The 20626-nt window shown below is 68.7% G+C and carries 19 protein-coding genes and 4 pseudogenes; 13 read left to right on the top strand and 10 right to left on the bottom strand.

The features are described from left to right. The 4 genes from ABT403_RS37250 to ABT403_RS37265 form a co-directional block, all read left to right on the top strand. A partial coding sequence (locus ABT403_RS37250) for an Hsp70 family protein (RefSeq protein ID WP_351650827.1) occupies window positions 1-519 on the top strand: 519 nt, incomplete at its 5' end. Window positions 520-591: 72 nt separating this feature from the next. After that, on the top strand, window positions 592-816 hold the full coding sequence (locus ABT403_RS37255) for a hypothetical protein (protein WP_344170005.1): 225 nt from the start codon (window positions 592-594) through the stop codon (window positions 814-816). A 60-nt stretch (window positions 817-876) separates the two neighbouring features. Next, on the top strand, window positions 877-1056 hold the full coding sequence (locus ABT403_RS37260) for a hypothetical protein (RefSeq protein ID WP_344170002.1): 180 nt from the start codon (window positions 877-879) through the stop codon (window positions 1054-1056). After that, window positions 1053-1805 carry a WD40 repeat domain-containing protein gene (locus ABT403_RS37265; protein ID WP_344169998.1) on the top strand — a complete coding sequence of 251 codons (753 nt, stop codon included), beginning with the start codon at window positions 1053-1055 and terminating at the stop codon, window positions 1803-1805. The genes ABT403_RS37260 and ABT403_RS37265 overlap by 4 nt, the downstream gene beginning before the upstream one ends. Window positions 1806-1904: 99 nt before the next feature. Here the strand turns inward: ABT403_RS37265 and ABT403_RS37270 are convergent, their stop codons facing one another. From ABT403_RS37270 to ABT403_RS37280, 3 genes are all read right to left on the bottom strand, one after another. Then, entirely contained in the window at window positions 1905-2807 is a 903-nt protein-coding gene (locus ABT403_RS37270) for an ATP-grasp domain-containing protein (RefSeq protein ID WP_344169995.1), read from the bottom strand. A gap of 69 nt (window positions 2808-2876) precedes the next feature. After that, a complete protein-coding gene (locus ABT403_RS37275; protein WP_351650830.1) occupies window positions 2877-3719 on the bottom strand; it encodes a thiopeptide-type bacteriocin biosynthesis protein in 843 nt (280 codons plus the stop codon). Between the two features lie 26 nt (window positions 3720-3745). Then, window positions 3746-4246 (bottom strand): hypothetical protein, encoded by a 501-nt coding sequence (locus tag ABT403_RS37280; RefSeq protein WP_344169989.1) that lies wholly within the window; start codon window positions 4244-4246, stop codon window positions 3746-3748. Window positions 4247-4634: 388 nt separating this feature from the next. Between ABT403_RS37280 and ABT403_RS37285 the strand changes: the two genes are divergently transcribed. Continuing rightward, complete coding sequence (locus ABT403_RS37285; RefSeq protein ID WP_344169986.1) at window positions 4635-5687, top strand: ferritin-like domain-containing protein; 1053 nt, start codon at window positions 4635-4637, stop codon at window positions 5685-5687. Window positions 5688-6455: 768 nt separating this feature from the next. Then, complete coding sequence (locus ABT403_RS37290; RefSeq protein ID WP_344169983.1) at window positions 6456-7073, top strand: hypothetical protein; 618 nt, start codon at window positions 6456-6458, stop codon at window positions 7071-7073. Window positions 7074-8859: 1786 nt separating this feature from the next. On the opposite strand, the gene ABT403_RS37295 is transcribed toward ABT403_RS37290, so the two are convergent. After that, window positions 8860-9387 carry a hypothetical protein gene (locus tag ABT403_RS37295; protein ID WP_344169980.1) on the bottom strand — a complete coding sequence of 176 codons (528 nt, stop codon included), beginning with the start codon at window positions 9385-9387 and terminating at the stop codon, window positions 8860-8862. 615 nt (window positions 9388-10002) lie between these two features. Here ABT403_RS37295 and ABT403_RS37300 point away from each other — a divergent pair. Then, window positions 10003-10449 carry a hypothetical protein gene (locus tag ABT403_RS37300; protein ID WP_344169977.1) on the top strand — a complete coding sequence of 149 codons (447 nt, stop codon included), beginning with the start codon at window positions 10003-10005 and terminating at the stop codon, window positions 10447-10449. Window positions 10450-10585: 136 nt separating this feature from the next. On the opposite strand, the gene ABT403_RS37305 is transcribed toward ABT403_RS37300, so the two are convergent. Beyond that, window positions 10586-11131: a hypothetical protein gene (locus ABT403_RS37305; RefSeq protein ID WP_344169974.1), complete on the bottom strand. Its 546-nt coding sequence runs from the start codon at window positions 11129-11131 to the stop codon at window positions 10586-10588. Between the two features lie 350 nt (window positions 11132-11481). Here ABT403_RS37305 and ABT403_RS37310 point away from each other — a divergent pair, with 350 nt between their 5' ends. From ABT403_RS37310 to ABT403_RS37320, 3 genes are all read left to right on the top strand, one after another. Continuing rightward, window positions 11482-11700, top strand: a complete 219-nt coding sequence (locus ABT403_RS37310; protein ID WP_344169971.1) for a nucleotidyltransferase domain-containing protein — start codon at window positions 11482-11484, stop codon at window positions 11698-11700. Window positions 11701-12670: 970 nt separating this feature from the next. Beyond that, window positions 12671-13132, top strand: a complete 462-nt coding sequence (locus ABT403_RS37315; protein WP_344169968.1) for an NUDIX hydrolase — start codon at window positions 12671-12673, stop codon at window positions 13130-13132. After that, window positions 13133-13783, top strand: coding sequence for a M15 family metallopeptidase (locus ABT403_RS37320; RefSeq protein WP_344169965.1), 651 nt, complete (start codon window positions 13133-13135; stop codon window positions 13781-13783). Window positions 13784-13846: 63 nt separating this feature from the next. On the opposite strand, the gene ABT403_RS37325 is transcribed toward ABT403_RS37320, so the two are convergent. Continuing rightward, window positions 13847-14920 (bottom strand): hypothetical protein, encoded by a 1074-nt coding sequence (locus ABT403_RS37325; RefSeq protein ID WP_344169962.1) that lies wholly within the window; start codon window positions 14918-14920, stop codon window positions 13847-13849. A gap of 156 nt (window positions 14921-15076) precedes the next feature. On the opposite strand from ABT403_RS37325, the gene ABT403_RS37330 reads away from it, so the two are divergent. Continuing rightward, on the top strand, window positions 15077-15466 hold the full coding sequence (locus ABT403_RS37330; RefSeq protein WP_344169959.1) for a hypothetical protein: 390 nt from the start codon (window positions 15077-15079) through the stop codon (window positions 15464-15466). A gap of 57 nt (window positions 15467-15523) precedes the next feature. After that, a pseudogene (locus tag ABT403_RS39120) lies at window positions 15524-15921 on the top strand (transposase); the annotation flags it as partial. A 4-nt stretch (window positions 15922-15925) separates the two neighbouring features. On the opposite strand, the gene ABT403_RS37340 reads toward ABT403_RS39120, so the two are convergent. The 4 genes and pseudogenes from ABT403_RS37340 to ABT403_RS39130 all read right to left on the bottom strand — a co-directional run. Then, complete coding sequence (locus ABT403_RS37340) at window positions 15926-16216, bottom strand: hypothetical protein (RefSeq protein ID WP_344169956.1); 291 nt, start codon at window positions 16214-16216, stop codon at window positions 15926-15928. A gap of 167 nt (window positions 16217-16383) precedes the next feature. Next, window positions 16384-16679, bottom strand: a pseudogene (locus tag ABT403_RS39125) (IS5/IS1182 family transposase); the annotation flags it as partial. A 473-nt stretch (window positions 16680-17152) separates the two neighbouring features. Continuing rightward, window positions 17153-17236, bottom strand: a pseudogene (locus tag ABT403_RS37350) (IS21-like element helper ATPase IstB); the annotation flags it as partial. 91 nt (window positions 17237-17327) lie between these two features. Further along, a pseudogene (locus ABT403_RS39130) lies at window positions 17328-17651 on the bottom strand (hypothetical protein); the annotation flags it as partial. Window positions 17652-18108: 457 nt separating this feature from the next. Here ABT403_RS39130 and ABT403_RS37355 point away from each other — a divergent pair. Further along, on the top strand, window positions 18109-20583 hold the full coding sequence (locus ABT403_RS37355) for an IPT/TIG domain-containing protein (RefSeq protein ID WP_344169953.1): 2475 nt from the start codon (window positions 18109-18111) through the stop codon (window positions 20581-20583). Window positions 20584-20626: the final 43 nt, after the last annotated feature.

Here is a 20626-nt window from a genome sequence, read left to right on the forward strand (position 1 = left end):
TCCTTCGACATCGACGCCAACGGCATCATGCACGTGACCGCGAAGGACCTCGGCACGGGCAAGGAGCAGAAGATGACCGTCACCGGCGGCTCCTCCCTGCCGCGCCAGGACATCGACCGCATGGTCCGCGAGGCCGAGCAGCACGCCGAGGAAGACCGCCGCCGCAAGGAGGAGGCCGAAACCCGCAACCACGCCGAACAGCTCGTCTACCAGACCGAGAAGCTGCTCCGCGACAACGAGGCCAAGATCCCGGCCGACCTCAGGACGGAGACCGAAACCGCGATCACCGACCTCAAGGAAAGGCTCAAGGGCCAGGACACGGCAGCCATCCGCACGGCCACGGAGCACGCCCGCGACGTCGCGCAGAAGATCGGCACCGCCCTCTACGACGCCCAGGGCGCCGCTACGGGTGGCGACGGCGGACCGGCCTCCGGGACGGCGTCGTCGTCCGGCACGGAGGAAGAAGTCGTCGATGCGGAGATCGTCGACGACGAGAACCCGAAGGGAGACGCCCGATGAACCCACCGACCTCGACGCCGTACCCCCGGTAGCGCCGCCCCCGGAGGCCAACCGCCCCTTCCCTGCCACCCGGTGAGCCGCCTGTGCGAAGATCGGGAGTCGATGGTCGCCGACGAGCGGCGCGGTCCAAGGGGGACGGCGCGCACCGTACGCCTGTGGCGGCTGCCCGCCGGTATCCCCGTTCGCAGCCTCCCGACGCCGCCCGTCGACCACACCCGCAGACCGCACGCCCAGCTCCGCTTCACCCCGGACGGCCGAGGCCTGCTCTGGAGCTCCGGCACGGCGGTGCGGTTGTGAGACCTGGGCGACGGCGACCGGGAGCAGCGGCTGACATGGAGCGCCGAGCATCGAGTCGGGGTGCTCGCCGCGACCACCACGGACGCGGGCCACGCGGTGTTCAAGGTGGGTCTGGACCTGCTGCTCCGCGACCTCGTGACCGGACAGGAGCGGGAGCTGGGTCGGCGGCGGGCCGGGCTGCTGTGGGACCACCCGGTCCTCGCCGCGTCCTGTGGCCCCTCGTGGGTTCCGGACCGGTGATCCGCTCGTTCTACGCGGACTGCGACGGCCGGCGCATCGCGGCGGGCGCCGGCACGACCGTACGGCTGCGGGACCACGATCACGCACACCAGGCCGAGGTACACCTACGCAGCGGGGGGTCCTCCGCCCGCGACGTGGAGACGAGCGTGGACGGCCGCCTCCCGCTCACCGTGAGCGGCCTGCCGCAGGGGACAGCCCGTGTAGGGGACATCGCATCCCGGGAGTGCATCGGCTCCTTCCCCGCCGCCCGGGAACACCAGGTCACGAAGGTACGGCTGCTCGCCGACGGACGCTACGCGATCTCGGGCGGCAAGGACGGCACCGTACGGATCTGGGACGTGGTCACCGGCCGCTGCCTCAGCGTCCTCAAAGGCCACCGAGGGTCCGTCCACAGCCTCGCGGTCACGCCCGACGGCAGGCTCGCGATGTCGGCCAGCAGCGACCTCGTCCGGCTGTGGGAGCTGGACTGGGAGTGGGAGGCGCGCCGTCCCGCGGACTGGGACGAGGGGGCGCGCCCCCACCTGGAGGGCTTCCTCTTCCGGTTCGGGAACAGGCCCGACTGGACCGAGGACGACTTCGAAGGACTCGTACGCCGCCTCCAGGACGGCGGATACGGGTGGCTCCGAAGGGACGGAATCCGGGCGGAACTCGCCCGCATGACGACCCTCGACCCGGAGGGACCCACCTCCCTCCGCGAGCGGCTGCGCCGACGCTGGTCGCAGCGGGCCGTCATGAGAAAAGACGGGTAGCGCGCGGTCGCGGTCCCTCGGCCGTGGGCGGCCTGCTGGACGGGGAGCCACTCGACGTGCGCGGCCGGGCCCCGCTGGAGATCGTGGACGGCGGGGTGGTCACACGTCCGCTTGCCGTGAGTCCTGTGAACTGACCAATAGGGCGGCCAGTTGGGCTCGGCTGCTCGATCGGTGGAGATCACTGACCTGGCCGTCACCGACTTCGACGACCCGCCATTGCCCGTCCGTGCGGAGGGCGACGTCGGTCGTGACGAATCGGCATCCCAGTCGCCGCACCGCCGGACCGATGTGCTCGAGATCCGGAACCAGCCCGCGCCCGAGGGGACTGTCCGGATGGGGCGTCAGCAACCTGGGCTCACCGTCGAGCCACCACACGCGCACCTCAGCCGCGACGGACTCAAGGCGCGAGAACGCCTCGAAGGCCCGCAGAACGATCCCGCCCGCCAGGAACTCCTCCTGCAGCTCCACGAAACGCCGCACGACCCGCGTCAGCCTCACGGTGTCGGCCAGATCGGGTATGAAGCACGCCTGCTCCCACTCGTGCTTGCGTGATTTGACATAGTCCTTCACGATTCCCGCACCGGGTGGCAGGGACTCGGCCAGCGCCGCCAGGTCATCAGCGGCCACCATCGCACCGGGTTCCGCGGGACGCCACACACTCGCTGGTGTGATGTCGGCGAACGTCGCATACCAGCCGGGCAGTTCGTGAGCGGTCCGGTACCGCTCCGGCGTCACGAGCAGCTCGACCCCGCGCCGGTCCAGGGCCTCGGCCAGCGCGGCGTACCGGTCGACGGGAATCATCCAGCCCCGATACCACGAACGGCCCAGCCCAGCCGGAACACGCGCGACCGCCCGCTGCGCGTCACCCCCCAGCAAGGCGTCGTGGTCGATCAGCCCCACCGCCCCACCACAGGCACGGACCTCCCGAGCCTCCAGCGCGAAGTGTTCGTCCACGCGTCGAGGGTTGAACGCATCACGGCAGTACAGGACGGGCATCGGCATGACCGCCACGCTACGCAACCCCCGGCCCCCGGGCCACGGGATTCCGCACGACCACTGGGGCCGGACACGTCAGCCGGCCCCGGGTGGCCGGTCCACGGGGGCCCGGGCCAGGCCCTCCCTGGTGCGGCGCAGCAGTTCGAGCACCCGCCGCTCGCCGTCCCCGCCGAGGCCCTCCCGCCGTAGTGCACCGAGCAGGTCGGCGGCGGGTGCGAGGGACGCCCGACGCTCCGCCAGCAGCAGGCGCAGGACGGCGGTGTCGGGGCAGTCCTGCCGACCGAGCGTCTGGCGCAGCTGGTGCCCGCGCCGACGGTACTCCTCGCCGCCGTCGCGCGAGGTCTCGCCCGCGCCCCGGCAGAACGCCAGCCGTTGGTCGGGCGTCAGACCCAGCGAGTCGAGCAGGTCGTCGACGCTGCTGACCGCCAGGTCGGTGCGGTCGAGCGCGAGTTCGCCGTCCTCGCCGGCTTGGAGCAACCGCGCGACCGAGGAACTGTCGGTGCCGAAGACGGCCTCCGCCGCGCGCATGCCCTCACTGCCGCCGTAGCGCTCGACCTCCCGCTCGTAGGTGTCGAAGGCGAACCTGGTGCCGAGCCCGGTCGCTGCTGCCAGGGGCTGCCGTACAGCTTCAGGTAGAGCCAGTCGCTGCCGGGCGGCCTGAGCCGGGTCTCCGCCCGCACCACGGGCACCCCTCCGACTGCCGCCGGCACCCTCGCCCCGTCGATGCCCGCCCCGTCGATGCCCGCCCCGGCGACCGCCTCGACCGGCGCCCCGCCGTGCGGTGACGCCGTTCCCCCGCCCGCGCCTGCCGCTCGTGGCCCGCCCGCCGACGCGCCCTTGTCCGGCCCGGTCGGCAACGCGCGGACGAGCGGGACCACGAGCTCGCACACGTGTCCGCCGCCCGGCCCCGGCAGCCACGCGTCCGCCGGGGCCGGATGGCGCGGTCAGTGCAGTTGCTGGGTGCCGGAGCTGCTGCGGATGAAGACGGACCGGGTGTCGCTGGAGGGGTAGCTCTCCTTCAGGGTGAAGGCCTCGGCCGTGCCGCCGACGGGGGTGTCCGGGGCCTCGAAGTACAGGACGTACGTCTTCGAGGTGTCCGTCTCACTCTCCAGCTGGAGCCAGCCCTCGACGCCGGCGGCCGGAAAGGTGCCGGTCGCGGTGATGGTGGTCTTGGTGGAGCCCTGCTGGAAGGCGAAGGCGGCGGTGCCGAGGTCCAGGCGCTTGCGGGCGCCGTCCTTCCAGCGCTTGAAGAGCGTGACCCACTCCTCGGGCCAGAGTCCGCCGGTCGCTGTGGGCGGCATGTCGTTCTGCAGCCGATCCAGGATGTCGTCGGCGTTCGCGACGACGTCGTCGTAGTCCCACAGGTCGAACGCGAAGCCCATATGGGCCTTGTCGGTGGCGCGGAACATCGGCCGGATATGGAGCTCGAACACGGGCGTGCGCATGCTGGCCGTACACCTCCGTCAGGATGCTGCTCAGCGTGATCTTCCCGATCAGCTCGGGTGTCTGTCGTGGCCCGCCCCCAAGGGGGGCGTCAGGCCGCAGCCGTAGGCGCACGGGCCGTCGGCCCCGAAACCGTGCGGCGCGGCCTGGGCGTGGGAGTGGGAGTGGGGGCCGGTCGGTCGCCGTACCGGCTGATTCCCCCTATACGTATCAGCAGGATCGCCACGGCGTGCGTCACGTCTGCGGCGTGTCCGTGGGAAGGGGGCACTCGCGCGCTGCGATGCCGCGATGGGGTGAACCACCAACGCGTTTCGCGCGCGCACCCTCTGACCGACCCGCGAATCGGATACGGCTTTCTCGCTGTGTGCGTACAGACGAGAGAGGCGTGCCGTGGCCCAGGTCCTGGAGTACGAGAGCAATGCCATCGTCGAGCTGATGGAGGCCCTCCCCGAGGAGCGCGATGCGGAGTGGCTGAAGAACTCACTTCAGCAGGCGATCATGGTGGAGATCGCGACCATCGGTCCGTACGCGAGCGCCCTGTGGTCGGTCAAGGAGCCGAGCGCGGCGATCGCCAAGGACATCCGGGAGGTCATCTTCGACGAGATGACCCACATGGGACTCGTGTGCAACATGCTCACCACCATCGGAGGAACTCCGATCCTCGCTGATCCCAAGGTGGTGCCGAAGTACGAGCGTGATCTGCCGGGCGGAGTGCGTCCAGGTCTGGTCATCTTCCTCGAAGGTCTGTCCAGGCAATCGGTCGAGATGTTCTCCGAGATCGAACGCCCGGAGCATCCGCTCGTCCAGTCCGGCGGCTCCGCGACCATCGGGGCCTTCTACACCGCGATCGCGGAGGCGTTCGAGACTCAGCAGCACCTGATCACCGGCGACCGGCAGATCAAGTTCTCCCTGGCGAGCCTTGGAAAGGGCAACGAGATCGTTCCGCTCGACAGCATCGAGAAGGTCCGGGAGGCCATCGAGATCATCAAGGAGCAGGGCGAGGGCACCTCGACCTCACCCGAGAACCCCTTCCCCGGCAAGCCGGGGGAGCTGTCGCACTTCTTCGTTTTCCGGGAGATGTTCCGTGGCAAGAAACTGATCAAGGTGTCGGAGGACCCGGTCAAGTGGGACTTCAAAGGCGACGACGTCGTGTTGCCGCCGGCCTTCCCCATGGCGAGGGTGCCCGAGGGCGGGTGGTCCAACAGCGCGCCGAACGCGCCCACACCCGAAGTCCAGCAGGTGCTCAACACGTTCAACACGCAATTCAGCACCATGCTGCGGACACTGGAGCAAGCTTGGCGGACGGGTGACTCGGACATGCTGCCCGCGGCGATCGACTGCATGCGCAAGATGCGTACACAGGCACGGAAGCTCGTGCAGATGGAACTGCCCGACGGCAGCACGAAGACCTACGGCCCGGAGTTCCTGTACATCGAGGGCTGAGCGCCCCCATCCCCTGCCGAGCGACCGCCGCCGCGCCGTGCGTGTCCGCTCAGGCGCCGACGAGAGCGATCGCGGCCGGGAACGGCCCCGTGGGACCGGACTGCGGCACCTGCTGACCAGCCCAGGGAGACCGTCAGGTTCACCTGCGGCGGGCGGCCGCCGTGACGGCCGATCCGCTGCGGCACGCGTAATCGGGCCATGACCTGGGTGAACGCGGGAGCGTCACCGACCTGGCCGGGCGTGATGACGAAGGCCGGCCGGGGCCCTTGTGAGCGGCCCCGGCAGGGCGCTGATGGGCCGGCGCGATCGTGGAGTCGACCGCGACGACTCACTGCCCATTGTGCCCGTGCCCGTTAGACCAACGTGCTGTACTGGTTCGCGAAATTCGCTCTGAAATCCATGGCCGAGAACTCCCTGGGATGATCCTCGTTCTCCCCAGGTCTGGTCGATCCCCGCGAAGGCCTTCCCTAGGATCGCGGACCAGGCGTGACCCCCGGTGCCCACCTGTGCGTAGGCCGGGGCGTCCGGCTGGAGCGAGGGCACCACCAGCTCCGGTGTGATGGTGAGAACGGTGACCGCACCGGTCGGCACATAGGGTGCCAGGTCCCCAAAGCCGTCCGCGCTCACTTGATGGAGGGTCACCTGGTACGTACCGTCGTCGTTCTCCGTGACGCGACTCGATATCGCTTCCGGAAGGTGTCCAGCTACAGCCCCCATGGTGGCGATCACCCCACAGTCACCGGGTCGGGGGCCATTGAACAAGGGGAGGTGACCACCGTCGGAGCGGTCGAGAGGGGTGCCGTACTCGTAGAGACACACGTTGTACTGAGGGATCTCCATGGCGTTGAACGCCGGCCGGTCCACCGCGACGTGACGGTCGCCGACACCCTCGGCTGGTGCATGGGGGCCGGTGAGGGAGTCGCCTGCCTTCGAGAACACGCTCCACAACGGGGCACCCTCGGGCAGCGGGCCGCTGTCGGCCCCATCTTCAGCGGACGCCGGCTCCCCGCCTTCGTCATCGGCAGCGTCGTCGACCCGACCGGGCCCGCTTTCGGTCGAGGCCCAGTGCGCGTCGGGCTCCTGTGGTTCCTCCGGGATCTCGGATTCGCCGGCTCGAACTGCGGGAGAGCCGGCCTCCCATCCCTCCTCGAACCCCTGCGGCCCTTCGGGGCCTTCAGGGCTGTCGTCCGGCTGGACAGGTACATCCGGAGGGATGAGGTCCGTCGGGACCTCGGGCTCGTCATCAACATCCCCGTCACCGTCAGGAAGTCTGCTCGGGGCCTCCGTCGGTTCCACCGGCTCGTTCGACCGGTCGCCGTCCCCCCTCGCTGGTCCTGGCAGGTGGCAGAACCACCGGTGCGTCAGTTCTGGCGCCGAGGACAGTGATGAGCAGAAGTGCCTCAGGACCGGCGGACGCCTCTGCTCAGGGGCCGGGCTTCGACAACCGGCGCGGGTGACTTTCGAGGGACCCACCAGAGCCCTTCACAACAGGGGTTCCTGCTCTCGCTCGGCGGTCCGAAGGGCCTCGATCCGCCCGCGCCAGAGGGCGGCCTGCTCTGTCCGGCCGAGCTTCTCCAGCACGTCGGACAGGTGCCGGGCGGCAGCCGAGGAACCCTCTTCCGCGTTCTGTGTCAGAAGCTCCGCGGCTTCTTCGTGCCGCCCCTGATGGTCGAGGAGGTTGGCCAGGACGCCGCGCGCGATGTGGCCGAAGGAGCCGGGTACGCGACAGGCGATGCGGTACCAGTGCTCCGCGTCGGAGGGCCGCTCCTCGTCTTGGAACAGTCCGGCCAGATTGAACGCCGCGAGCGGATCGCCGGTCTCCCATGCCCTCAGGAGCCAACTCGAGCTCGTCGCGGTCCACCCACGACCTCATGGCCCAGATGGCCGGGACCCATCCCGCCTCGGCGGCGCGCCTGCACCAGGACGCGGCAGTGACGTCGTCGGCACCGCCGTTCGGAAACGCCCTTGTTCCCCGATCGTGGTAGACGCTTGAGAGGATGTACATCGCTTCGGCGTCCCCTGCCCGCGCGGCGGCTAGCAGCCATTCCTCAGCCGCCCCGTCGTCACCGGCTTTGTAGAGGTAGTGGCCCCGCAGCCTCATCGCGACGACGTCGCCGGCCTCTGCGGCGCGTTCGACAGCCGGGTCCAACGGGACGGGACGATTCGGTATCGCCATACGAAACCCTCCCCAGATCTTGATCATTGTAGATGCCGGGAGGGTTTGATTTTCTTTTTCGGGTCGGGCCAGGAGATGGTGTTCTCGCCGGTGCGGCTTGAACAAAGCCGGAGCTCAGCATCCGTGCCCAAGGGCCTCCGTCTCGGCGCCGCGATGCGGCTATCGGCTGGTACGCGTCCGGCGGGCGGGATGACGTGCTGCCAACGGGCGCGGCGCGTACGGCGTTGGGGCTGTCGATCCACTGCGTGATGGTGGGAGCGAGCAGGGCAGACCGCCCATGAAGTGGGCGATGTCGGCGAAGTAGGCGAAGGGGCCGGTCGCGGTCGATGATGCCGTCGGTTCCGGCGTGCTTGATCAGGGTGACGACTTGGGCCAGGAGAGCGTTGAACCGCCGGCCGAGGCTTTCGGGGAGCTGGTGGGCGAGGGCAAGCTCGTCGGGTGGAACGCTCGGGACCGGCGAAGGCCGGTGCGAGGGCGAGACGGACCGGCGTGGGACCAGCGGATGTCGCCGAGGACTCGGTGGTGGCGATCCTTCCAGCCCAGGGTGGGGATGGCGGCGAGCGCGCTGGGAGTTCGTCGGCGAGGCGGACCAGGATGGCCAGGCCGCAGCGGGTCTTGGGCGCGAGGCCGCCGTCGGCATCGGCGACCTGCCGCATTCCGGTGCGGGCGGCGGCGCCCTGGTCGAGGTCCTGCTCGGCAGAGAGCAGCCCGGTGTCGAGAACTTCGGTCAGCCGGTTCATGACGCGCTTGGCGGTGTTCGTGCTGGCGGCGGGTGATGGGGGTGAGGAGCTCAGCCGGGGCATCTGCTGCGGTGTCCGGGGCGTCGGCGGTCGTCGGCAGTCCTCAGTAGGCTCTCCGGGCTTGATCAGTCCCGAGACGGGCGAGGGGCAATCCGGGGCGGCCCAACGGCGGTTGCCGCCCGATCACCGTGGTCCGCAGCTTCCCACGCCGGATCCCCCGGGATTCCACCTGACGGCGGATCCCGGGGGTCGTTGGTTACATCTCGTCTATTTCCTGTAGGACGTACCATCCGAAGCGGAGGAAGTAGCGCTTCCCATCCTTCGGGTTCAGTACGTCATAGGTCTCGTAGGGAAGCCAGAGCGTGAGTTCCTTGACGTCCTCGTACTGCGCAAGGGCCTCATCCTTGAGCCAGGTCCACGGCGTGGGCTGACCAGTGGGTGGCTCGCTTCCGGGGGCTCGGACGAACCAGAGCCGCATGAAGAAGTCCCCTGCCGGATGGTATTCGACTTCGAGTTCATATTCCGGCCAGAGGGGGAATTTGTAACGCTCGACGAGCCCACCCTGTTCCTGATGGGTTCGAATGCCTCTCAGGATGTCCCGTGTCCGACCCGCAGACCCGGCCGGCATGTGGATTTCTGAGCGTATGCGTTCCGTTTCTTGCTCCATCTGTTCTTGGGAGCATTCGATCTCCCTGAGAATCCTGTCCAGCGTCTCCGGCAGCGGCCTCATCGTCTCGAGTAGATAGAGCTGGTACTCGGCCCGGCCCAAGCTGTTTCGAGTCATTCACGTCCCTTCAAACGTATCGAGTATCAACGTTAGGTTGCATCTGGCTGCAGATCCCACTTTCCGTTGATGGGGAACGACCATGATCCCTTACGGGTCAGGACCTCCCCGCTGGGAGCGATTCGAACCAGCCGACGCCGCCTCCACGGCACGCGACGCCGCGAACTCCGATGTGAACCACGCCGAGAAAGCGGCGCAGACAGCCGAGCAGGCGGCGACAGGACTCCAGCCGGCCTAAACCTCAGTGTCAACGGCCTCCACACGTACGACGTGCTCGCTGGTGAGGCTCCGGTTCTCGTTCACAACAGCGGGGGCTGCATTCCGGCCCTCAGGGATTGGAACAGCCGGCGCTTCCAGTTCGGGAACCAGGCTTTCCGTCTGGACAAGAAGGGAATGGAGCACATCCTCACGCGCCATCATCCGACGATGAGTGTTGCCGATGTTCAAGATGCAATCGGGCAGGAATGCGGCAGAACAGGGACGAGCTGATCGAGCGAGGGGGTAGGGGCATGTATCAGATTCGAGGAAAGGTCAACGGAGTAAACTACATTCTCGGTATGAACCGAGGTTGAATCGGCCAGTTTTATCCTGTTCCGTGAAGTGGGGAATCGCAGCGTGATCGAGATCGAGACGTATCTCAGGGGTGCGGACGGCGAGTTCGTCCAGGTTGAAGGATGCACCACCCGTCCGGTCGACGGTGACTACGTCGAGGGCACGGTGCGGAACGCCATCCATGGAGTGGAAGTCACCGGGCTCCGTGAATGGGATTACGTAGGCCAGCTGTGGGCGTACATGGCCGGTATGGCTCCGCAGCTGTCGGCCACGGGACACGCGTCGACCTACTTCCCGGACCAGCCGATCGAACTCTCTTTTCGGCGGCAGGGGTCTCAGGTTCTCGTCTCGGTGAGAATCGGCAGCGAGGTGAAGAAAGCCAATGTTTCGGGATCCAGCTTCATTGACGCGCTCAGAGCTGCGGGAACGGCGTTCTTCGACAAGATGTCGGAGCTCCTCCCGGAGAACATGGACTCGTATTCCGAATCCCGTCGCGAATTGTTGTCCTGAATTGATTTGATACCGAGGGGCCCCGCCGGAGTCGTCTCCGGCCGGGGCCTCTCGCCCGCCAGGACGTCGCAGGACACGCGGCGGGTGGCCGGCCTCGGCCGGAGGAAGCGCAGGGCGATGGCCCGGCCGCGTGCCGTCAGAGATTCGGGGCCGCCGGCAGGGTGGTGTCGCAACCCGCCTTCGCCGCCGCGCGCAAGGCCGCCTCGCGGGCAAGCGCCGGCAGCGCCCCCGGCGCACCGCGCTTCGCGGCGTCGAACTCGGTGCCGGCGGTCACCCGCAGCGCCGTCACCCCGGCCGACCGGGCCGGATCGGCGCACTTCGCCGTCACCGTGACGGACCGGTCGGTGAAGGCGAACCGGCTCTCGCCCGGCTCGGCGTCGTGGGACGCGACCACCCACAGCGAGAAGAAGTCCTCCATCTGGTTCTCGCCCTCGAAGGTCACCTCCCGGGTGAGCAGGCACACGCGGTCCCCCGGGGACCGGGCTTCCACCTTCCTCCCGCTGCCGGCGAAGCGCATCAACGCGCCCGGGTCCACCATCCCCTCGCAGGCCTCGGTGATCGCCGCCCGGCTCTCGGCGGGGCCGCCGAACCGGTCGTACAGGAACCAGCCGCCCACAGCCACGGCGGCCAGCACCACCACCAGGACCGCCGTACCGTTCCTTCTGCCCCTGAGCCCCGCCATCCGCGCGCACCCGCCCCCCGTCAACGCCCCGTGACCGTCACCGGTGGGGACTCCTTGACGGGAAGGGACGAACCCACATCCGGAACGGTTCCTGACGAAGACTCACCGAGCACCTGGGGAGGCGGCGAGCCGGCCTTGGGCCGCAGCCGAGAAGCGGACCTCGGTACATCACACGGTGGACTCGCTGCGCCGCCGTTGTTTGAGGGGCTGATCCGTTCCTTGGACCTCGCGCCGGACGCTGCGACGGGTGACGAGCGGCTCAACTGGCACGGGTATTCGTACTACCTCGACCGCTGTCCGCCAAACAGGAACAAGCCCACTCGGACCATGCCACGTGGAATCGGCTCGCCATGCAGCATGCAGACCCCATCGAGCAGGCGCGACGTCTCGTCCGCAGCCAATTCCCAGAAGCGCTCTCCGTCGTTCTCGCCGGCTCCACGGCTACCGGGAGAGCCATTGCCAGCGGCGACTTGGACATCGCAGTGCTCATCGAGAATGGCAGGGCGACTGCCGGGCGGGCGGTGCTGCGGCGTCGAAGGTGCTCGACCTCGTCGGCGGCCCCTCCGTGAGGGCTACCGCAGGACCTGGCACGGGACCACCGACTCGGTTGCCGCGGCGCGCTGATACAGACCGCCGCCGCAGCGGACCGAGCTGGCAACCCTGCCCATGATTTCCGCTCGAAGGCGAGCTCGCCCGACGTGCCGGGGCCGGGCACCACCACCGGGCCACCCCCGAGATCACCCGTGCGACGCCCGTGAGCGGCGTCGAGACTGGCTGGACCCGTCGGCGGTCGCCCAGGCCTGCGCGTACGGTGGAGGGCCCGCCCGGGACACCCTCGCCCCGCCACAGCATGGGTGCCTCGGTCGCCCACGAGGTCGGCGTACGGCTCGAGACGGAGTACGGCATCCCACCGGCCGCTCTCGTCGTCTCCAGCCAGCCCGCACCCGGCCACGAGCCGGCCGATGCCGTATGGGTGGGTGCGGCAGGACGACGCCGCGCTGGCCGAGGGCCTCGGTCTGCTGAGCGGCACCGGTGAGGGCGGTGGCCGGAAAGGTTGAAGGCGGCGAGATGACGGCGGCGCGGGCCTACGGGTAGCGGTCCCGGCGGTTCATCTGGATCCTTCCAGTCGGCGGCCGATTTCTCGGGGGCCTGTCCGGGTGCTTCGTTACATTCGAACCCAACGTCCGTATTCTGTCCGGTACTTCGAACCGCTCGAGAAAGGCCCCCATGCCCCGACCCCGGATCAACACATGTACCGACCAGCTCGCCTTACGCCTTCAGGAAGGCGGTGTCGCCCGCGCGTACGTCGTCGACTCCCGCCCCGGCGGGCTCGCCACTTGCGCACTCGACGTGGTCCACCCCATCCTTCCTGCCCCGAAGCACCCCGAGGGCCGAGCCGTGCGGGTTCACACGGTCGCGACTGACCCCGCCCACCGGCGCTGCGGCCACGCCAAGGCCCCTGCCGACCTGGCACTCATGCGGATGATGCGCTTCCCCTCCCTCGTCGAACGGAACCGGCTGCCTCCGGAGGAGTTCGCTGTGACGCTTTCGAAGGCCACGGTCGGCGGTGCCGTGTTCTTCACCGACGAGCACGCCCGGCCCGTCCGGCTCCGGGCCACGTACCGCAGCGCCCGCCCCTGGCAGCCGGGCGGCGTCACCGAACCGGGCGACCCTGGGCAACCGCTGTGCGGGCGTGACGGGCGGAGAGCGGCCTCCGCGTCGAGGGACCCCAAGAAGTTCCGGGCCACCGTGTCCGGGCAGCCGTGCGGGGACTGGCCGCCGGCCACCGTGGGGCGGGTGTGCGACGGCGGCCGGCTCACCCCAGGGCAGGCTGCGGGTATCGTGCTGGACCCGGACGAGCACCACGAAGTCCGTGCCCTGGCTGTTCCCGAGCGGCAGGGCCTGATGCCGGGACGCGACCACACCCGGGTCGAGGCCGTGATGGCCGCCCGCCGCCCTGGGATCCCTGCGTACTTCCACACCTGGGACGGGGAGGTCTAGATGAGCATCGTCCTGATGTCCGACCCACGGGTCGCCGCGATCCCGGTCTCGGACAACGGTGAACCCCTGGCTGATGTCCGCTCCGGCGGAGAGCTCCTCCTCGATGACAGCCGCTCCGATCCCGCGTACGCCTTCGCGCACCTGCGCTCCGGCGTTCTCGACCGGCTCCTGCAGGCGCAGCTGCTGCTCCCCGAAGGACTGCGTCTCCTCGTCGTCGAAGGATTCCGGCCGCCGGCACTGCAGCAGCGGTACTTCGAGGAGTACGCGGCCGAGCTGCGCGCGGCCCACGGCGACTGGCCGCCGGAGGAGCTCCGGTCGCAGGCGAGCCGGTACGTGTCACCGCCGGAGATCGCCCCGCACAGCGCCGGCGCGGCCGTCGACCTGACCCTGGTGGACGCGGACGGCACCGAGCTCGACATGGGCACCCGCGTCAACGCCAGCCCGGAGGAAAGCGGGGGCCGCTGCTACACCCTCGCCGACGGTCTCTCCCACGAAGCCCGGCTGCACCGCGCCACCCTCAGCCGTGCGCTCACCGCCGCCGGGCTCGTCAACTACCCGACCGAGTGGTGGCACTGGTCCTTCGGCGACCGCTACTGGGCCCTGATGACCGGCAAGCCGGAAGCCCTCTACGGACCCGCCTCCGGAACCTGACCTGGCCCTCTCGGCTGAGTTCGCAGTCTCGAAGAGAGGACTGTCGTTCAAGGGGTAACGGGCTCACTGGATCAGATCGGTGTGTGGATGCTCGGGGGAGGCCGGGCAGATGTAGATCTGCATGTTGTCCGTGCTGCCTACTTCCACCCTCGTCGGCTGGGAAGGGGCCTGGCCCGCGAAGTACGAGCCGGCCGCGGCGGCCTGGTCCTCCAGCGGCACCCAGCTGCGGCTCTCGTCACCGTCCCACTCCCAGGAAGCGATGGTCAGGAGCGGGATCATCTGTGTCTCGCAGACGGCGCAGTGCTGGGGTTCCGGGTCGGTGCGGCCCCAGGGGGACCAGCCGCCGACCTTCCAGCCGGGTGCGTTGCCCAGATGAGTGGAGTAGAACTCCTGCGGATGCTTCGCGTAGGAGCTGTCCACATCCGCGCCGGATGCCCGCCACCTGCTCCAGTCAGCCAGCATCAGCTGCAGCTCCGGGCTCAGTTCCAGGCTGTTGGGGTACTCGGTGATCGCTTCCGGCGCCAGCACGCACGGCTCTGGCACGTAACCGGGGTAGTCCGCCTCGTAGGGTTCCGGCGGTGTGGCGAGGACTTCGCCGACCTCGGCCGCCGACCGCCAGAACAGTGCGGTCGCCGGCTTGTAATCCGGTTCGTGCTCGTAAGGGCACCAGAGGATCTGCAGCAGATCGGCCCGCCCCGGCGGCTGCAACAGGGGTATGTCACGCAGGAACAGCTGAGCCACGGGCAACATCGGGACCGGGCAGTCGGCGGGCCGGGGAGAGCCGGCTTCGAGCCGTTCGGCGAGCCATGCGGCGTTCCGTTCCCTGAGCGCCTCCTCTGCGGGCGTGAGCGTGGGAGCCGGGCGGTCGGGGCGCCACCTGAGCTGCAAGGCTCTCTCGAGTCGCACTTCGGTCGGGGACCGACGAAAACCGCTGTCCACGTGCAGGTGCGCATCTTCACAGTGCGGCCACGGCTCCTGCGCCGGCCACAGCAGCGGGCCGCCGACCGAGCTGTCCCTGACCGAAGGCGAACCCGGACGCGGATGCAGCCGTAGCGCAGGACGGGCCAACGGAGCCAGCTCGGGGAAGACCTCTGTGACCTCGACAGGACGCGGCGGAGTTGTTCGTACGGAACCCATGCAGGTGATCTTGTCACCGCCTACTGACAGTCCCCTGCCGCCCGCAGGGTAATCCTGGGGCGAGTCTCCTTGGTCCCGCGCCGGAGCCAGACGGCACCTGAGGGAACTGCTCGGATACTGTCGCTTCGGAGGTGGCGCCTTGTGTCCTGGCCGTCTGTGATCGTTCTTGCCCCTGTGGAGCGACGCCCGTTGCTCGAGGGGCCGATCCGTTCCTTGGGCCTCGCGCCGGACGCTGCGACCGGTGACGAGCGGCTCCACTGGCACGGGTATTCGTACCACCTCGACCTCTCAGGCGGGATCCTGGCGGACTACGAGCCGGACGAGCTCGAAGAGGTGAGATCCCGGATTGGTGAGCCGTACGGGGTCTACGTCTCGTGCGAGTCCATGGACGCGGCCCGAGCCTTCCTCCGTAGTGTGCTTGATGGTTTCGACGGTCTTATCGATACGAACCACCACGAAATCCTGCTGGCGCATGAGTTCGTGGCGCTGCTGGACCAGCATCCAGGCTGGGACTGGCGTCGCCAGCCAAGTACAGACCTGCAGTAGCCCAAAGCGCTCCCGCGCGCCCCTGTTCGCGCCCTGTAGCGACAGGGCTGTCGGCGGCCGGGTGCGTGTGTGCTGGACGCGCAGAGCGTCAAGACCTCGGCAACGTCTCAGCCGGTGGCTCCAGTGTCTCGACAACGTCGGCGGCATTCAGGTGCTCACACGGATCGCGAAGGCCCACCCCCGCGTGTCCAAGGCCTGGGCCGACACCGGATACCGGACCAAGGCCATCGATCACGGCGCCCGCCTCGGCATCGACGTCGAAGTCGTCCACCGCGAGCCCGGCCAGAAGGGCTTCAAGGTCATCCCGCAGCTGGGTCGTCGAGCGGACCTTCGGCTGGTTCATGAACCACCGCCGTCTCGCCCGCCACTACGAAACCCACCCGCACCCGGCCCGCTCCAAGGCCATGATCCGCCCCCCGAACCACCCTGAATCGCTATTCCACCAGGACAACTAATTGTTTAGACGACCGGGTTCTGGGCAGGGCACCCGCCCCCGTATTCGTTCGCGTAGATCGCGTTACCCTGCCTGTCGCTGAGGTGGAAGCAGTGGCCGTTCGCCCACACCGTGACCGAATCCGGCCGGTGTTCAACCTCGAACGGCTCGTCGCCGTACGACGTCCCGCCCCACGTTTCATCTCCCGCGGGCGAGTGGGTGACAACGACGCAGGTCTCTTTCGGCGGGATCTGGTGGGCGTCTGCCCAAGGCTCCACCGTCAGCTCCAGCGGTTCCTCGCCGTCGTTGCTGACCACCAGCCGCGCTGTTCTCCCCGCGAACACTCCAGCACCCCCGCTCGACCTTGTGCACGCGCACCACTGCACTACATACAGGCGCGCACAGCACGATCCTCACACGCGTAATGACCCGATCCAACGTCACGCCCGAGGTACCAAACAACCTTGCACGGACAAGATCCTCTTTGAGTACTCAGGTCGCCGCAGGAACGTCCGAGTCCGTGGTCGTCGGGTTCAGCCCGATATCGTGCCCCTTGGTTCCGGCGGCGTGCTGGTGGGCCCGGCAGACGGTGGAGTCCACTGACACGGTCCAGCCGATGTCGTCAGCGTCGTCGGCTGACGCCAGAAACACGGCAAGAATCCGTTCCCAGGTGCCGTCCATTGCAAATGAGCCCAGCTCGTCCGGCGGGTCCCGCCAGATCGAGACGGTGCGGTGCTTCCGGGCGTTGACCTCCGACGTTCGACGATGGTCGCAGCCGCGCGGCGCCTTCGCTGCGAGTGTTGTGAGGCGATAGCCGACTGCATGCTCCGGGCTGCTGAGCTCTATCTATGAGGGATGATCCCTTCATGGACAGAGTTGTTGATCTTGACGAAGCGGCTGCACTGCTGCTCGACTGCGTCGAGCGGTGGAGGTCGGCCGGCCTTGAAGTCGGAGAGATGACCTGAGGGATGGGGAGGCGAAGTGGCCCCAGCCTCTGGAGACCGACAGGGCTCGGGTGAACGATCCCGACTCCCTCGGGGTGGTGATCTCGGGTTCGGCGGAGGCCGAACTGCAGGTGGTTCTGTTTCGCGGTGGCTGGGCTAACGTGGACTTCTTCGACGGCATTGAGGATTTCGGACTCTGCCGGCCTCGGACATCTCCTCAGCACGTGACTTCGCAGCCCGGATGGATCAGTGGGTGCTGCGAGTCTCGGGTCCCTTGGATGCGTTCAGTGAGTGCTGCTCCATCGGGGCTCAGTCGGTGCCGGTTTCGATGACGTTGCCGCCGAAGGTGAGGCGGTCGACGATGGCCGCGCAGAGGCGGGGCTCGGTGAAGGTGTTGGCCGGCCGGAGAGGGCACGGGGCCCAGCCTGGAGGCGCGGAGCATGACGCGAACGGTTCTGCAGATCAGGCGGGCGGACGGGACCGAGTAGCGGTTCATCCGGACGCGGAACCGGCTGCATCGGTTGACCCGCGGCGTGGAGAGCCGACCGGTCTCGAAGAGGTCTTCCGGCAGCGGTGCCAGCAGCGGCTGTTCGGCGGCGAAGCATTCGCCGATCGTGTGCGACCAGGTCCGGACGTGGTGGTTGTCGTCCTCTTGGTCCCAACGATCGATCACGGCCTTCAGCCGGGCCGGGTTCTGCCAGTGCTGTGCCGTAGCCCGCGAAGTGCGACCTGGTGGGCGCGGAGCGGCTGATGTCGTGCCTGTCTGCTGCCCAGCCCGGCATGGCCCGTGAGGGGGACGCGTCGGCACGCCGCAGCACAAGCGCGACCGGCGCCGTGGGTCCTTGCGCTAGACACATGCCCGTGATCATCGGGTACCGCAGGACAACGACCGCCCGCTGCCGATCCGCCGGCGGGACCGCACTTCCGACCAGGACTGAAGGGGGAAGCGCGTGTCGTCGAGACGCCTTCTCCGAGTGAACCGACGCGTGATGCACGCCGTACGCGGCTGGCCGCGCGCCCTGCTCCTCACACTCGCCGTGACGCTCACGGTGACCGCACCCGCCGGTGGGGCGGCGGCCGAGCCGCGTCCCGGCGTTCCCCCCACGGCCAGCAGCCCGTCGCGAGCGGACGGTGAGGGGAAGCTGTCGAGGGTCAAGGTGAAGCAGCGCGTGGACGTGCGCACTCTGCCCCGGCCGAAGCGCGTCCCCAAGCCACAGGTGCAGCCCTACCTCGCCCCTCCGAAGGGCCCGGCGCCGGTGGGACCGATGAGGCAGCCGACTCTGCCGGTCACCACCGCGACCCTGACCCCGAAGACTGGCGCATCCCCGAAGGCGGCGCCGTCCACGGCCGTCATCCAGCAACTGAAGACCTTCAGCACGCTCGGTAACGTGGACTCCGTCCCTCCGTCTGACACTCAGCTTGCGGTCGGCCCCACCTACATCGTGCAGTTCGTGAACCGCTCGGGCCAGGTCTACGACAAGGCCGGCAACGCCGTCGGTACGCCCTTCGACCTGGGCGAGTTCTTCGGCTTCGCGGCGGGCACGGGCGGGGATCCGCGCGTGCATTACGACGCGGGGTCTGGTCGTTTCTTCGCCGCGTACGAGGGAGTCCTGGCCGGCGGCGACGAAAACGACGTGGCGGTCAGCGACAGCTCCGACCCTCGCGGGCACTGGACCGTTTACATCGCCGGGAGCAACACCTCCAACATCCGGCAGGACCAGCCGAAGCTCGGCTACAGCAACGACAAGGTCACACTGAGCTGGAACAACTACGACCTCACAAAACCCGAGACGGATCCGGATTCGTACCTGGGCGAGGTGAGCGTGGTCGCCAACAAGGCCGACCTGCTGGCCGGAGGCACGGTCAGCTTCACGACGTTCGTCCAGGACACCGGCCGGTTCCAGGTCGTCCCGGCCACCTCGCTGTCGGGGATCAACGACCAGCTCGCGATGGAGCACGACCCGCGTGACCCCACCAACCTGGTGGTGCACACGTTCACCGGCGTGCCCGGCGTCAGCACGGTCACCCACACCGAGAACACCATCGCCATCGGCAGCACGGCCCCACCACCGAAGTGCGGCGGCCCAAGGGGATGCGCGGATCAGCCGCCCGGGGGCGACGCCACCATCGCGACGAACGACGACCGGATGCTCTCGGTCGCCTGGCAGAACAACCACCTCTGGGGCGTCTTCAACGTCCAGTGCACGCCCACCGGCGACACCGGGGACCGCTCCTGCCTCCGCTACGTCCAGGTCGCGACCGGCGCGACCCAGACCCTCGCGACCAACATCAACCTCGGCCTCGTCGGCGGATACCTCTACTACGGTTCGGTGGCCCTGAACGACGAGGACGACCTGTTCTCCGGATTCACCGCTTCCTCCTCCGGCAGGTTCCCCACCGGTGTGGCCATCGCAGTCCCGGGCGGCAACTTCCCCGCCAGGACCTTCGGCGACTTCTACGCAGCGGGCACCCAGGCCTACTCGTGCAACTGCGGCACCGACCTGCGCTGGGGCGACTACTCCGGAACCGCCCGCGACCCCAGCAATCCCAAGGACGTCTGGACCGTCCAGCAGATCGGCGCCATCGCCGACACCGGGATCTTCGGCGGTGACTGGGGCACCGCGATGGACCGCGTCACGCTGTCCCCGCCGACCGTCACGAGCGTCACCCCGAACCACGCGCCCGAACTGGCCCAGTGCGTGAACACCGTGACCGTGCGCGGCACGGAGTTCCCCACCGGCGCCACCGTCAGGTTCGGCTCGGTGGAGGCCCCGTTCGCGCACGTGACCGGGCCCGAGGAACTGACCGCGGACGTGCCCCCGCAGGCACGGGGCACGGTGGACGTCACCGTGACCAACGCCAACGGCACCAGCCCGGTCACCGACGCCGGCAGGTTCACCTACGACCCGGACACAACCGCACCGACCGTCTCCGCGAGCATCTCTCCCGCGCCGAACGGCGCCGGCTGGAACACGAACAGCCCGGCGACCGTCAACATCAGCGCCTCGGACGGAGCCTGCGCCTCAGGGGTCCAGAAGATCACCTACAGCGCGAGCGGAGCCCAGCCGATCGCATCCACCGTCGTCTCCGGAGCCGGCGCCGCAGTCCCGATCACGGTGGACGGCGTGACCACCGTGACGTACACCGCCACCGACAACGCGGGCAACACCTCCGCACCGCAGACGATCACCGTGCGGCTCGACACCGCAGGGCCGACGATCACCGTCGTCCGTCCGGCGGCCGGCACCTATCTGTACCGCCAGCCGGTCACCGCGTCCTACTCGTGCACGGACGCCGTCTCCGGGGTGGCGAGCTGCGTGGGCACGGTGCCCAACGGCAGCCCGGTCAACACCTCCACGCTCGGCCGGCGCACGTTCACGGTCAACGCCACGGACAACGCCACCAACCCGTCCACCAAGACCGTCACCTACAACGTGGCGTACCGGATCTGCCTGCTCTACGACCCCAGCCGCCCCACCCGGCTGCTCGGCCAGGTCGTGATCAGCCTGCAGATCTGCGACGCGAACGGCAACAACCTCTCCAGCCCGAACATCACGCTCACGGCCAGCCGTATCACCGGACCGGTCACCAGGCCGGTCACTGGCCGGTTCAACTACCTCCTCTCCTCCTACAGCCTTCCCGTCAGCACGCAGAACCTGCCGAACGGCAACTACAACCTCGAATTCACCATCAGCGGGGCCGACACCACCACCCACGTGGCACCCTTCACGCTGCGCTGACACCCGCGGTTCCCGTCGGAGCGCACCGGCCCGGCCCTCGTCG

It is taken from the genome of Streptomyces sp. NPDC000075 (assembly GCF_040301925.1).
Classification (GTDB): domain Bacteria; phylum Actinomycetota; class Actinomycetes; order Streptomycetales; family Streptomycetaceae; genus Streptomyces; species Streptomyces polychromogenes.